The sequence below is a fragment of the Niveispirillum sp. BGYR6 genome (genome assembly GCF_027568365.1).
In the GTDB taxonomy this organism is placed as follows: Bacteria; Pseudomonadota; Alphaproteobacteria; order Azospirillales; family Azospirillaceae; genus Niveispirillum.
Window position 1 is genome coordinate 106,558 of sequence record NZ_JANLNL010000012.1, and the last position, 13,892, is coordinate 120,449.

The window sequence follows — 13,892 nt, forward strand, 5'->3', positions numbered from 1 at the left end:
CCATGGCGAGCCAGCCCCGCATCCGCATCGACAATGCCAATATCGGCTATCGCGGCCGCGCCGTTCAGACCGGCATTTCCGCCGATATCGCACCGGGGGAGATTTTTGCCATTGTCGGCGACAGCGGCTCCGGCAAAAGTACCTTGCTGAAAACCATGGTCGGGCTGCTGCCCATCCTGAGCGGGAATATCCAGTTCGATGGCAAGCCGCTGGACATGTCGGATGCCGGCCGGCCGCCGCCGTTTGGCATCCTGTTCCAGGGGGGTGCGCTGTGGAGTTCCATGACATTGCTGGAAAATGTCATGATGCCGATGGAAATGCATGGCCATGCCGATCCCGCCACGCGGGAGGCCTTGGCCCGGTTCAAGCTGGCGCTGGTCGGCCTGCCGGGGCATGAGGAACGCTATCCCGCCGATCTGTCCGGCGGGATGCGCAAGCGGGCAGCATTGGCCCGTGCCCTGGCGCTGGACCCGTCGGTGCTGTTCCTGGATGAACCGTCCGCCGGGCTGGACCCTTTATCATCGCGCCGGCTGGATCAGTTGATCCTGTCTTTGCGTGATGGTCTGGGCATCACCGTGGTGATTGTCACGCATGAACTGGAAAGCCTGTACAGCATCGCCGACCGGATGCTGTTCCTGGATGGGGAACTGCATCACCCCACGGCCCTGGGCGCGCCAGCCGACCTTGTGCATTCATCCGACAATGCCAAGGTCCGCGAGTTTCTTACCCGCAAGGGAATAGGTAGTTCTACATCGGAGGCCACGCCTTGAAACGCCCCAGCTCCACCGCCATCGGCGCCTTCGTGCTGGGTGCCCTGGCGCTTGTCGCCACCGCCATCCTGTTCTTCGGCGGCTCTGCCCTCTGGTCCAAGAAACTGGAGGCGGTCAGCTTTTTCGACAGTTCCGTCGCCGGGCTGCAGATCGGTGCCCCCGTCACCTTCCGGGGTGTGCGGGTGGGCTCGGTCAACAGCATGGGGGTGCATGTCAACCCGCAGACTTACAGCTTCATCATCCGGGTCGGCATGGAAATTCAGCCCGATACGGTGGCCACCTTCGGTTCCCATCTGAAAGAGCAGGATGACGAGCTGATCGACACGCTGCTGAAACGCGGCATGACCGCCAAGCTGGTGATGCAGAGCTTTGTCACCGGGCAGTTGGCGGTGGAGCTGGATTTCCGCGATGGCGGCCGGCGCATTGATGTGGAGAATAAGGGCCATCTGCCGGAAATCCCCACCGTGCCCACCGACCTGCAGGCCATCACGGAACAGCTGCAGAATGTGAAGCTGGATAAGACAGTGGAATCCCTGCAAAAGGCGCTGGATGCCCTGACCGGCCTGCTGGAAACGCCGGAGCTGCGTCAGACCGTCACCGAACTGCCGGGCCTGGTGGTGCAGTTGCGCACCACGCTGGCGACGGTGGAAACAGAGGTGGGGGCCATGTCCGGTACCGCCCAGATCGGCATCAAGCAGACGGTGGGGGAGTTGAACCAGACCCTGGTTTCCCTGCGCAGCCTGTCCGCCACCCTGGATAAGGAGGTGGCCAGCACGGCCGCCGCCGCCCGGACCACCATGGGCAAGGCCGACAGCGCCCTGGATGGCGCCAGTGCCGCCCTGGACCCGCAGGGCCGCACCATGGTGCAGATGCAGCGCGCCGTAGATGATCTGGCCGCCACGGCGGCCCGCCTGCGCAACCTTTCCGAACGGGTTGACCGTGACCCCAGCGTGCTGATCAAGGGACGATGATGATGAAGCAGCTTTTCCTTCCCGTTCTGCTGGCTGGTTTGCTGCTGGGGGGCTGCGCCTCTGAACCGCCGCGTCTGGTGGTGTTGCCGGCGGCACCCGCCGCATCACCCGTGGCGGCCCAGCCGGCCCGGCTGCTGCTGCGCCCGCTGCGCGTGCCGGGATATCTGGATAATCTGCCGGTGGTGACCCAGGTGCAGGGCGGCCGCGTCACCCAGGCGGCCCAGGTGGAATGGGCCGAACGGTTGAGCGACGGGGCCGCCCGCGTGCTCTCCGGGGCGTTGGCCAGCCGGCTGGGGCCCGGCAATCTGTTGATCGAGGGGGATGGCCGCATCCCCGATGCCGATCTGTCGATCGACCTGACGGCGCTTGACCCGCAGGCCGATGGTACCCTGCGCCTGGCCGCCCGCTGGACCCTGGTGGGCACGCGCGGGGAACGCCCGGTGCGGGCCGGGCAGGAGGATTTCAGCGTGCCGCTGGCCGGAGCCGACCCGGCGGATATCGCCGCTTCCATCACCACCGCTCTGGCCCGGCTGGCCGACAGGCTGGCAGCGGAGGCTGGAGCGTGGCCCCCGTAAGGGGCCGGCGGCGACCGGGGTCCAGAATCACGGGCGCGCGGCGTCAGCCAAGGCGGCGGAGTCTCGACCCGTATCATCGGTTGTCATATCCGGAGACAATAATTCACCACGGCAATGGCTCCCATGCAGTCGGGAGACCTGCTGTTGGTGGATACCACAGCCTCAGCGATCCGGAATGGACGGGCCAGCCATTTCTGGCGCCATCCAGATGAAGTTATCGTGGGTGGCCCCTGATGCGTCGATGTTGAAGCCCAGCCGGCGATAGAGCGCAGCGGCCCGGTCATTTCCCCGCTGGACCTGGAGCGACAGGGGCTTGCCCGCCGCCCGCGCCCGATCCTGCAATGCCAGCAGGAGGCGGGTTCCAATCCCCTGACCCTGGGCTGCCGGCAGCAGCGCGATATCGATCAGGTGAACCGTGTCCCCTGTCGGATCAACGGTCAGCCGGCCGGCCGGGGCACGCTGCTGTTCCAGAACCAGAAACCACGCGGAGGGATGGCGACGGGTATAATCCAGATGCTGCGCTTCGAACTGGCTGCGACAGAAATCACGCTTCATCGCCTCCGGCCAGTTCAGGCCATCCAGCTCCCGCTCGCGGCCCAGCCGGTACAGATGACGCAGAAAAGGCAGATCCGCCGACCGTGCTGGCCGCAGATGCACCCCCGGCACGGTCAGGGCAGCCCCGGAAGGCTGCCCTTTGGGAAAATTCAGCATGACCGGCACGGTGTCTTCACGATTGCTGGGTCACGCCGCTGGCGTCTAAGTCGGGATATTCCCCATCCCAGGCGATGCAGGCATAGAGCGCCAGAAAGGGCTGCCTGTTCTCATGGGGTGATGGCGCCTGACCAAACGCTTCCGTCAGAGCCGCAGGCCCCAGATAGGCATTCGCTGGTGGTGGTGCCGCCCAGAATTGCGGGGGAGAGATGTTGGCCAACATGCAATCCGTCACGGCCGTGCCCGTCGTCGACGCCCCCAGAACGAAGGACATGGTGTGATTATGGGTCGGTACCATACTGTTGTTGATGAGCACGGTATCCGTTCCATGCGTGGCCCCCAGGGTCCAATTGGTTTGGGCCCCAACCGATTGCCCGACACCAACAGGCACCAGCCCCTGCAGGTTCGGCACACCGAAGGTGTTTCTGGCGTCACCGCCATAATTACTGCCGATCAGGGAATAAAGCGCCTGATATTCGGCAATTTTATAAATGCTGCCGTTGCACGGCAACCAACCATAGGGCGCCCAACTCCAGGGAAAGAAACTGATTTGTCCAATGAAAGGCGTGCTCATGATGTCCTCTCCTGCTCAGCTTCTTTGCGGGTAAACATCGCCGACAGCGCAGATGATATAGCGCAGGCCCAATCCCGCCATCAGGTTTGGATGAGGCATATTACCCCCCGTCGGCTCGATGGTGGTTTGAGAAAACTGCTGGATTTTGGGGGCTGGATCGGTCGGAACCGGTGAAATATACCGCTTGTAGGTGTCGCTGCTATCGCTGCCATAATAGAGGCCACCGGGAGTTTTTGATGTATTGGGCTGGGTGGTGGCCTGAAATGCATGTGTGTGCGCGGGTATCTGCGCCTGCGTCAACACCACCTGTTCTGAACCGCCTTTTTGCCCCATGGTGCGCAGGGTCAATCCGGGACCCGCACCCTGGCCGACCAGGACGCGCCCCCTCAGGTCGGGCAAACCGAAGGTGGTAACGCCATCCCCGCCATAGGATGTCGAAAGCAGAGAGAAGAGCATGCCATATTGACCGATTTTCACCAGGCTGCCGTCACAGATCAACCATCCTCTGGGGGGTTGGGTCTTGATAAAGGGGACGAGGCGAATTTCCCCTATAAAAGCGTCTGACATAGTGGTTGCTCCTTCTATCTCATCGGCTCAAGGCCGCGCCGGGAACACGCCGGTAAGCGCAATGATGGCGTTTGCCACCTGAAAGGGTTGCATATTAGAGTGGGCGCCGCTGCCGCCTGTTTGGGAAATGGTTTGGTCAGCCATTTTCACCAACTGACTGGCGGTACCGGAGGGGCCGTACATAGTGGTGGCGACGGATGTAGAACTGTTCGGCCCCGTCTGAGCAGGGATGTTGCTGGCAGCTGGCGCCGTTCCCACAGCGTTGCTGACACCGACAAAATGCGTGTGGGATGGCATGTTTCCAACGGCCAGGGTCACAGATTCGGCGCCGCCAGACTGACCGACCCGGTAGGAAATGCCGGACACTGGCGATTGGCCAGCCCCCATCACCACGCGGCCCCGTAGGTCAGGCAGATTGAACTTATCCACCCTATTGCCACCATAAGTGAAGCCGATCAACGCAAAGAGCGCTTGATTCTGGTGGGTGGACAATGTCGCTCCGTCACACAGCGCATAGCCCTGAGGGGCGAAACCGAATGCCCCGAACATGATCTGCCCGACATAGGGTTCTGACATGGGATCCTCTCGACTTTGGTTCCATCAGGGATGAAGGCGCGCGCCACTATCGGTCAGGCAGAAATGAGCCGCCCGACGGGCCGGCAGTATCGACGACGAGGAGGGGATTCTTTGCAGAGACGCCGCCTCAGATCGTCAATTTTTCAGTGTATTTCGGTGGCTTGGCGATAGGCTTGTAATGTGCGGATTGCCATTCAGGAAAAAAGGAAATTTTAGACCGGCTGTAATGCCGAACAAACGCAACTCACCTTAGTCGAACACAGCATGGTAGATAATGCCGTCGGCGTCTGCGCCGACAGCGGTGATGAAAATCATCTGCGGCTCAAACCCGGTCGTCGCCATTCTGTACATTCCCTGCGGGAGAATAACCTTCAGCGCAGAGCGAAATACAAGGGTGAATGGGTTCTCTCTTAAATGAACATTACGTTTCAGAGTTTTTTTCGCCACCTGGATCAAATCCATCTCAACATCAATATCGGCATGATGGGCTGTAAATGTACTGTTAACAAAGGGTGCAAAATATGTGTACTCTACCCTTTGCATCCTCCCCTCCACCGATAATTGATCGGTGGTCAGGCTACTACTGCCTTATATTATGAATCAATATTTTTTATGTTTTTTCCAGATGGAAATGCGTGCATCTTCTAATATTCATGCACCAACAATCTTTACACCAAGCGTCACAGAACATGACCATTGGGCGGCAGCAACGGCGAACCCGCGCACCCATATGCGCGCAAGCCAGGCTGCCAGGGGCAGAGCTGGCAATTGAGGGAGCAGGCCAGTACCGAGAATCATGCCCCCCGGCTGCTCCCCCGGCTCATCCCCCATCCGTGCGCAGCCGATAGCCAACACCCGGTTCAGTGACGATCAGCACCGGTTCGGCCGGGTTTTCCTCCAGCTTGTGGCGCAGCTGGCCGATATAGACGCGCAGATAGGCCGTATCCTCCACATGCGCCGGGCCCCAGACCTCGCGCAGGATCTGCCGGTGGGTCAGCACATGGTCGGCCTGCCGTGCCAGGACGAACAGCAGATCCTGTTCCCGGCGCGACAGGCGCAGTTCGGCCCCGTCGCGGGTGACGATGCGGCGGTCAGGATCGATGCTGACGGGGCCGGCCTGAATGATGCTGCTGGTTGCCGCCAGGGGCGCGCGGCGCAGGGCGACGCGGACGCGGGCCATCAGCTCGGCAATGCCAAAGGGCTTGGCAACATAATCCTCCGCCCCCCGGTCCAGGGCTTCCACCTTGTCGGCCTCCCCGGCGCGGACAGAGAGGATCAGGATCGGCACCGGGCTGATTTCCCGGATGGCGCTGACCACGTCCTGCCCATCCATATCGGGCAGGCCCAGATCCAGGATCACCAGATCGGGCGGGTCCGCCCGCACCAGGGCCAGGGCTTCGGCCCCGTTCTCCGCCTCCGCCACCTGATGGCCGTTGGCGCCCAGGCTGATACGCAGAAAGCGCCGGATCGGCGCTTCATCATCGACGACAAGAATACGGCTCATCCGGCATCACTCCGTTTCCGGGGCGGCCGCGGGCGGCCCCTCCGGGATCGGCAGCCGTACCACCAGCGAGGCGCCAACGCCATGGATACCGGACATCACGCCGATAGTGCCGCCATGCGCCTCCACCAGCCCCTTGGCGATGGCCAGGCCCAGGCCCGTCCCGGCCGTCTGTTTGTCGCCCTGCTGCACGCGATAGAACATGTCGAACACCCGTTCCTGGTCCGCCGGCGGGATGCCCGGCCCCTGGTCGCAGATTTCCGCTGTCACCTGCGCCCCCTGGCGCCGGGCCCAAACGGTGATGGCGGTGCCGGCGGGGCTGTATTTGGCGGCATTGTCCAGCAGGTTGAAGAACACCTGCTCCATCAGCACCGGGTCAAGCTGCAGCAGCGGCAGGCCGGGGGCAAGGTCCACCTTGACCTTGTGTCCCTTCAGCAGCGGCCGGGCCCGGGCCAGGGCGCGGCCGATAATATCGGCCAGATCGACCCAGTCGGTCTTGGGTTTCAGCCCGCCGCTGCCCAGCCTGGTCATATCCAGCAGGTTTTGCACGAAGCGGTTCAGCCGCTCGGCCTCCTCCTGGATGGTCTGGGTCAGTTCCAGCCGTGCCGACCGGTCCAAGGCCTCTTCATAGGTGATCAGGCTGGTGGCCGCGCCCAGGATGGACACCAGCGGCGTGCGCAGATCATGGGAGAGGGAGGAGAGCAGGGCGGCGCGCAACTGCTCCTTCTCCTGCGCCACCTGTGCCGCCTCGATATCCTGCACAAGCTGGGTGCGCTCCAGCGCCAGGGCGGCCTGATCGCTCAGCGTGTCCAGCAGCCGTTCCTGTTCGGTGGACAGATAGCCGTCGGCCCCGTCCATCTGCACCCCCATCACCCCCACCGTGCCCCGCTGGGTGCGCAGCGGCAGGAACAGCCAGTCGGCCGCCGGCAGGGTCTGCGATCCGCGCCCGGCCCGCTGGCCATTGCCCCAGGCCCACAGCGCGGCGGCGGCGGCCCGCTGGTCCAGCGTGTCTTCCGGCGGATATCCCGCGCGGATCGACAGGTCGCCGCCATCCGGCAGCAGGATCAGCACCTTGGCCTTCAAGGTGGCGGCAACATGGTGCACCACGGCCCATAACACATCATCCTCGCTGGCCGCGGACGAGACCTTGCGGGAGAAATCATAGAGATTGGCGGTGCGGCGCTGGCTGGTGCGGGTCACCTCGATCTGGCGGCGCAGCCGGGACGCAAGCTGACCGGTGAAGATGGCGGCAACCAGAAAAAAGCCGATGGTCAGCAGATCGTCGGAATCACTGACCGAGAATGTATAGCGCGGCTCGGTGAACAGGTAATTGAAGGCAAAGAAGGCGACCAGTGCGGTGATGACCGAGGGGACCAGCCCGAAGCGGGTGGCGATCAGCAGCACGGCCAGCAGATAGACCAGGCTGACATTGCCCACCGGCAAGACCGTATAGACCCCCCATGAAATCAGGCTGGCCACCCCCACCGCCAGAGCGGACCAGGCATAGGCTTTCCAGCCGGTCCAGAGCGGGGCGGCCGGCGGGCGCTGGGGTTGGCCGCTGGCGCGCGCCTCCTCCTCCACCCCGCCGACCAGCAGGATGTCATGGTCGGACGCCCGCTTCAGCATGTCGCCCGTCAGGGAACGGCCAAACAGCCGGCGGGTACGGCGGGTGCGGCCCAGCACGATCTGACTGACATTGTTGGCCCGCGCCCAGCCCAGCAGCTCACCGGTAATGTCATCACCGGTCAGTGCCGCAATCTCCCCGCCCAATTGCTGGGTCAGCCGGAACGCCTGGGTGACATGGGCCTTGTCGGCATCGGACAGGTTGGCGTGACGATGGGTTTCGACATGGGCCACCGTCCAGGGCATCTGCCGGCGTTCGGCCATGCGTTTGGCCGCCCGCACCAGCCGCAGGGCCAGCGGGGCGGCGGGAATAGCCACCAGGATACGGTCACGCGTCGGCCAGGGCCCGGCAATGCCATGGCTGCGCATGTAAGACAGCATCTGGGCATCCACCCGTTCCGCCGCCTGGCGCAGGGCCATTTCCCGCAGGGCCGTCAGATTGCCGATGGAGAAGAATTTCTCCGCCGCCCGCTGCGCCTGGGCCGGCACATAGACCTTGCCCTCGGCCAGCCGCTGGCGCAGTTCCGGCGGCGGCAGATCGACCATTTCGATCTCGTCCGCCGCGCGCAGCACGCTGTCCGGCAAGGTCTCCCGTACCTTGATGCCGGCGATGCGTTCAACAATATCGTTCAGGCTTTCCAGATGCTGGACATTCAGGGTCGACCAGACATCGATGCCAGCCCCCAGCAGCTCCTCCACATCCTGCCAGCGGCGCAGATGCCGGCTGCCGGGAATGTTGGTGTGGGCCAGCTCATCCACCAGCACCAGCTTCGGCCGGCGGATCAGGATGGCATCCAGATCCATCTCCTGAAAGGCCCGGCCGCGATAATCCAGCCGCGCCCGTGGCAGCACCTCCAGCCCGGCCACCAGCCTTTCCGTTTCGGCCCTTCCATGGGTCTCGACAATGCCGATTACCACATCACCGCCATCCCGCCGCACGGCCTGCGCCGCCTCCAGCATGGCATAGGTTTTGCCCACGCCGGGGGCAGCGCCCAGGAATATTTTCAAACGCCCCCGTTTCTCGCGGTTGGCCTGCTCCAGCAGGGCGTCGGGGTTGGGGCGGTCGGCGTCGGCAGGGGCCATGGTCATCACGGGAGAAAATCAGCCGCCTGCCGTCTTCACGGCATCAAGCGCAAGGTTGAGCTTTAGCACATTCACCACCGGTTCGCCCAGAAAGCCCAGGGTGCGGCCCTGCGTGGCGCCGCTGATCAGCCCTTGCACCTGCGCCAGCGACAAGCCGCGCGCCGCCGCCACGCGCGGCGCCTGCCAGAGGGCGGCGGCGGGGGAGATATGCGGGTCCAGCCCGCTGGCGCTGCTGGTCACCAGATCGACCGGCACCGGGCCCACCGCGTCCGGGTTGGCCGCCTTCAGGGCTGCCACCCGCTTGGACACCTGATCGACCAGGGCCGCACTGGAGGGGCCGAGATTGGTTGCCCCGGAATTGGCCGCATCATAGCCCTTGCCGGCGGCCGACGGGCGCGACCAGAAATAATCCGGCCGGGTGAAACTTTGGCCGACCAGGGCGGAGCCCAGCACGCTGCCATCGGGTCGGCGGATCAGGCTGCCATCGGCCTGATCGGGGAAGGCCAGCTTGGCAACCCCGGTGACGGAAAGCGGATAGGCAATCCCGGTCAGGACGGTGAGCCCCAGCAGCAGGGTGACGGCGGGGCGGAAATGGGAAAGCATGATTGGGGTTCTCCTGAGGGGGGGGGGTAGAGGGACGCTCTCCCGCCATCGCTCCGGCCGTTGCCTGGAGGTGCTAAGTCAGCCTTTTGCACCCTCCCTGCCTCCCCCGCGAAAGCGGGGGTCCAGGAGCCAAGGGCGCCCAAGCGTGGGTTCATGTGGCCCCTGGATCCCCGCTTTCGCGGGGAAGGCACGTTATTCCAAGGGGCAGACTTAGCGCCGACAGACAAAGGCCGAGGTGACGAGGGGGCGGGACAGGCGGCAGCGTCTACACCAGCCCCAGCGCGGTGACGGCCAGATCGATCAGCTTGATGCCCAGGAAGGGCACCACCAGACCGCCCAGCCCATAGAGCAGCAGATTGCGGGCCAGCAGGCTGGCGGCGGGCGCCGGGCGATAGCGCACCCCTTTCAATGCCAGCGGGATCAGGAAGATGATCACCAGGGCATTGAAGATGATGGCCGACAGGATGGCGCTGGCCGGGCTGTGCAGCGCCATGATGTTGAGCGCCTGCAAGGGCGGATAGGCTGCGACGAACAAGGCCGGGATGATGGCGAAATATTTCGCCACATCATTGGCGATGGAAAAGGTGGTCAGCGCCCCCCGGCTCATCAGCAATTGTTTGCCGATCATGACGATCTCGATCAGCTTGGTCGGGTCACTGTCCAGATCGACCATATTGCCGGCCTCGCGTGCCGCCTGGGTGCCGGTATTCATCGCCACGCCGACATCCGCCTGGGCCAAAGCCGGGGCATCGTTGGAACCGTCGCCGCACATGGCGACCAGCCGCCCCTCTGCCTGGTACTGGCGGATACGTTCCAGCTTCAGTTCCGGCGTCGCCTCGGCCAGGAAATCATCAACCCCGGCTTCGGCGGCAATGGCGGCGGCGGTCAGCGGATTGTCGCCGGTGATCATCACCGTGCGGATGCCCATCTGCCGCAGGATGGCGAACCGCTCCCGGATGCCGGGCTTGACGATATCCTTCAGATAGATGACGCCCAGCAGGCGGCGGCCATCGGCCACCACCAGCGGCGTGCCGCCAGCCTTGGCCACCCGTTCCACCAGCCCCGTCAGCTCGCGGGTCTGGGCCGGGCCAAGGCTGGCCTGTTCCTCCATCCAGGCCCGCATCCGGTCGACGGCGCCCTTGCGGATGCGCCGGTCCCCCAGATCAACCCCGCTCATCCGGGTTTGTGCGGTGAAGGCAACAAAGACCATGCCGGCGCGGTCGGCTGGCAGGGCGATGCCGGCGCGCTGGCGGGCCAGCGCCACGATGGAACGGCCTTCCGGCGTCTCATCCGCCAGGGAGGCCAGAAGCGAGGCTTCCGCCAGCTCATGTTCCTGCACGCCGGTCAGGGGCAGGAATTCGGCCGCCTGCCGGTTGCCCAGCGTGATGGTGCCGGTCTTGTCCAGCAGCAGCACATCGATATCACCCGCCGCCTCCACCGCGCGGCCGGATTTGGCGATGACATTGAACTTCACCAGCCGGTCCATGCCGGCAATGCCAATGGCGGACAGCAGCCCGCCAATGGTGGTGGGGATCAAGGTGACCAGCAGCGCCACCAGAAACACCACCGGGATCAGAAAGCCGGTATAGCTGGCAAAGGCCTGCAAGGTGACCGTGACCAGCAGGAAGATGATGGTCATGCCGACCAGCAGGATGGTCAGGGCAATCTCGTTGGGTGTCTTCTGGCGCTTGGCCCCTTCCACCAGGGCGATCATCCGGTCCAGGAAGCTTTCACCCGGATTGGCGGTGATGCGCACCACGATGCGGTCAGACACCACCAGCGTGCCGCCGGTGACGGCCGAGCGGTCGCCGCCGCTTTCCCGGATCACCGGGGCGGATTCACCGGTGATCGCACTTTCATTGACGGTGGCGATGCCGTCCACCACCTCCCCGTCACCGGGGATGGTGTCGCCGGCTTCCACCAGCACCAGATCGCCGGCCCGCAGGCTGTCGGCCGCCACATTGTCCCAACCGGCCGCATCAATGGCGGCCAGCTTCTTGGCCATGGTCTCCGTGCGGGTGCGGCGCAGGCTGGCGGCCTGGGCCTTGCCGCGCCCCTCCGCCACCGCTTCGGCGAAATTGGCGAACAGCACGGTGAACCACAGCCAGGCGGCAATCTGCCCGGTCAGCAGCACTTCGCCCCCCTGGATCAGGTCGCGGGCAAAGATCAGGCTGGTCAACAGGGCGACAATGGCGGTGACGAACATCACCGGGTTGCGGAACAGCAGGCGCGGGTCCAGTTTGCGAAAGGCCACGCCCACGGCCTGGGCGGCGATGCGGCCGTCCAGCAAGGTGGCATTGCTGGAATTCATCATGGGATGGCTCCGAACAGGGTACCGGCTTGCAGGCTGAGATGCTCGGCAATGGGGCCAAGCGCCAGGGCCGGGAAGAAGGTGAGGCCGCCGACAATGACGATGGTGGCGATCAGCAGGCCGATGAACAGGCCGCCATGGGTGGGGAAGGTGCCGGCACTGGCCGGCAGGGTCTTCTTGGTGACCAGCGACCCGGCAATGGCCAGCGTCGGCACGATCACGGCAAAGCGCCCCAGCAGCATGGCCAGCCCGATCATCGTGTTGTGATAAGGCGTGTTGGCGCTGAAGCCGCCAAAGGCCGAGCCGTTATTGCCGGTACCCGACGCATAGGCATAAAGGATTTCCGACAGCCCGTGCGGCCCGGCATTGGCGACACTGGCGAGCGCCGACGGGATCACGGCCGTCAGCGCCGCCCCGCCCAGAATACAGAGGGGGTAGACCAGCACGGCAATCACGGCCAGCTTGATCTCCTTGGCCTCGATCTTCTTGCCCAGATATTCCGGCGTGCGGCCCACCATCAGCCCGGCGATGAAGACGGCCAGGATGACAAAGACCAACATGCCGTAAAGCCCGGCCCCCACCCCGCCGAAGATCACCTCGCCCAACATGATATTGACCATCGGCACCATGCCGCCGATGGGGGTGAAACTGTCATGCATGGCATTGACGGAGCCGTTTGAGGCAGCCGTGGTGCTGACGGCCCAGAGCGATGACAGGGCGGTGCCGAAGCGGACCTCCTTGCCTTCCATATTGCCGCCGCTGTTGCTGTCGCTGGCCGTGTCATTGACGCCCAGGGCGGCGATGGCGGGGTTGCCCTGCGCCTCGGCCCAATAGGTGACGCCGATGCCGGTGACCAGCATGATGGACATGGCGGCCCAGATGGCCCAGCCCTGCCGCGTATCCTTGACCATGCGCCCGAAGCTGTAGACCAGGGCGGAGGCCAGCAGCAGCAGATAGAGCGTTTGCAGCAGGTTCGACAGGGCGGTCGTATTCTCATACGGGTGGGCGGCATTGGCATTGAAGAAGCCGCCGCCATTGGAGCCCAGTTGCTTGATGGCAATCTGGCTGGCCACCGGCCCCTGCGCCAATATCTGTTGAGCCCCTTCCAGCGTATTGGCGCTGACATAGGCCCCGAAATTCTGCGGCACGCCCTGCCAGACCAGGAAGATGGCGGAGACAAAGGCCAGCGGCAGCAGCACATAGAGTGTAGCCCGCACCAGATCGGCCCAGAAATTGCCCACAGTGCGGCCCGACCGGCGGGCAAAGCCGCGGATCAGCGCCACCGCCACGGCAAAGCCGGTGGCGGCAGAAACGAAATTCTGTACCGTCAGCCCCACCATCTGGGAGAAATAGGACAGCGTGGTTTCGCCGCCATAGGCCTGCCAGTTGGTGTTGCTGACAAAGCTGATGGCCGTGTTGAAGGCCAGATCGGGGCTGACCGCCCCCAGCCCGGCCGGGTTCAGCGGCAACCAGGCCTGCAAGCGCAGCACGGCATAAAGCAGCAGCAGACCCAGCAGGTTGAAGGAAAGCAGGGCCAGCGTATAGCCGGTCCAATGCTGTTCCCGGGCCGGATCGATGCCGGCCAGACGATAAAGCCCGCGTTCGATGGGGCCGACCAGCGGGCTGAGCCAGGTGCGTTCCCCGTCGAACACGCGGGCCATATAGCCGCCGAACAGCGGCGTCAGCAGGGCCAGCAGGGCGAGCGTGAACAGGATTTGTAAAATGCCATCGGCGGTCATGATGTCAAAACGCCTCCGGGCGCAGCAGCGCATAGACCAGATAGGCCAACAGGCCGGCAGCCACCAGGCCGCCGGCAATCAGATCGAAAGCCATGATGTCCCCCGTTCAAAGCCGCTCACAGCCATGGGTCAGGCCGGCGAACAGGGCGAAGGCCGCCAGGATGGTGGCCAGGAAGACGAGGTCGAGCATAGGTTCCCCCGCAAGGTGTGTTCCAGGGGCCAGGATGGACGGTTACCGCGTAAAGGATCGAGACGGGCTTTGCCGGAACCCCATAAAGAAGGCATAAA

Annotated in this window: 14 protein-coding genes; 3 read left to right on the plus strand and 11 right to left on the minus strand. The window is 64.2% G+C overall.

The annotated features are described in order from the left end of the window. The first annotated feature begins 2 nt into the window (after positions 1-2). Genes PCJ49_RS20845 through PCJ49_RS20855 form a run of 3 tightly spaced genes read left to right on the plus strand, consistent with a single transcriptional unit; the run spans position 3 to position 2,316 of the window. Complete coding sequence (locus tag PCJ49_RS20845; RefSeq protein WP_269912639.1) at positions 3-770, plus strand: ATP-binding cassette domain-containing protein; 768 nt, start codon at positions 3-5, stop codon at positions 768-770. Continuing rightward, a complete protein-coding gene (locus tag PCJ49_RS20850; RefSeq protein ID WP_269912640.1) occupies positions 767-1,741 on the plus strand; it encodes an MlaD family protein in 975 nt (324 codons plus the stop codon). Before PCJ49_RS20845 ends, PCJ49_RS20850 begins: the two co-directional genes overlap by 4 nt. Next, the gene (locus PCJ49_RS20855) at positions 1,741-2,316 is read left to right on the plus strand and encodes a PqiC family protein (RefSeq protein ID WP_269912641.1); all 576 of its coding nucleotides are present in this window, start codon (positions 1,741-1,743) and stop codon (positions 2,314-2,316) included. The genes PCJ49_RS20850 and PCJ49_RS20855 overlap by 1 nt, the downstream gene beginning before the upstream one ends. Positions 2,317-2,478: 162 nt before the next feature. Here the strand turns inward: PCJ49_RS20855 and PCJ49_RS20860 are convergent, their stop codons facing one another. The 11 genes from PCJ49_RS20860 to kdpF all read right to left on the minus strand — a co-directional run bounded on the left by PCJ49_RS20860 (position 2,479) and on the right by kdpF (position 13,698). Beyond that, on the minus strand, positions 2,479-3,027 hold the full coding sequence (locus PCJ49_RS20860) for a GNAT family N-acetyltransferase (RefSeq protein WP_269912642.1): 549 nt from the start codon (positions 3,025-3,027) through the stop codon (positions 2,479-2,481). 16 nt (positions 3,028-3,043) lie between these two features. After that, on the minus strand, positions 3,044-3,601 hold the full coding sequence (locus PCJ49_RS20865) for a tail fiber protein (RefSeq protein ID WP_269912643.1): 558 nt from the start codon (positions 3,599-3,601) through the stop codon (positions 3,044-3,046). A gap of 15 nt (positions 3,602-3,616) precedes the next feature. Then, positions 3,617-4,168 (minus strand): tail fiber protein, encoded by a 552-nt coding sequence (locus PCJ49_RS20870; RefSeq protein WP_269912644.1) that lies wholly within the window; start codon positions 4,166-4,168, stop codon positions 3,617-3,619. Positions 4,169-4,195: 27 nt separating this feature from the next. Then, a complete protein-coding gene (locus PCJ49_RS20875; RefSeq protein ID WP_269912645.1) occupies positions 4,196-4,744 on the minus strand; it encodes a tail fiber protein in 549 nt (182 codons plus the stop codon). Positions 4,745-4,993: 249 nt separating this feature from the next. Next, complete coding sequence (locus tag PCJ49_RS20880) at positions 4,994-5,206, minus strand: hypothetical protein (protein WP_269912646.1); 213 nt, start codon at positions 5,204-5,206, stop codon at positions 4,994-4,996. Between the two features lie 358 nt (positions 5,207-5,564). Then, entirely contained in the window at positions 5,565-6,248 is a 684-nt protein-coding gene (locus tag PCJ49_RS20885; RefSeq protein ID WP_269912647.1) for a response regulator transcription factor, read from the minus strand. 6 nt (positions 6,249-6,254) lie between these two features. Next, entirely contained in the window at positions 6,255-8,957 is a 2,703-nt protein-coding gene (locus tag PCJ49_RS20890; protein WP_347710442.1) for a sensor histidine kinase KdpD, read from the minus strand. Positions 8,958-8,969: 12 nt separating this feature from the next. Continuing rightward, positions 8,970-9,554: a potassium-transporting ATPase subunit KdpC gene (kdpC, locus tag PCJ49_RS20895; protein WP_269912648.1), complete on the minus strand. Its 585-nt coding sequence runs from the start codon at positions 9,552-9,554 to the stop codon at positions 8,970-8,972. Positions 9,555-9,819: 265 nt separating this feature from the next. After that, a complete protein-coding gene (gene kdpB / locus PCJ49_RS20900) occupies positions 9,820-11,865 on the minus strand; it encodes a potassium-transporting ATPase subunit KdpB (RefSeq protein WP_269912713.1) in 2,046 nt (681 codons plus the stop codon). Continuing rightward, positions 11,865-13,604: a potassium-transporting ATPase subunit KdpA gene (gene kdpA, locus PCJ49_RS20905; protein ID WP_269912649.1), complete on the minus strand. Its 1,740-nt coding sequence runs from the start codon at positions 13,602-13,604 to the stop codon at positions 11,865-11,867. The genes kdpB and kdpA overlap by 1 nt, the downstream gene beginning before the upstream one ends. A gap of 4 nt (positions 13,605-13,608) precedes the next feature. Then, on the minus strand, positions 13,609-13,698 hold the full coding sequence (gene kdpF, locus PCJ49_RS20910; RefSeq protein ID WP_084438593.1) for a K(+)-transporting ATPase subunit F: 90 nt from the start codon (positions 13,696-13,698) through the stop codon (positions 13,609-13,611). Positions 13,699-13,892: the final 194 nt, after the last annotated feature.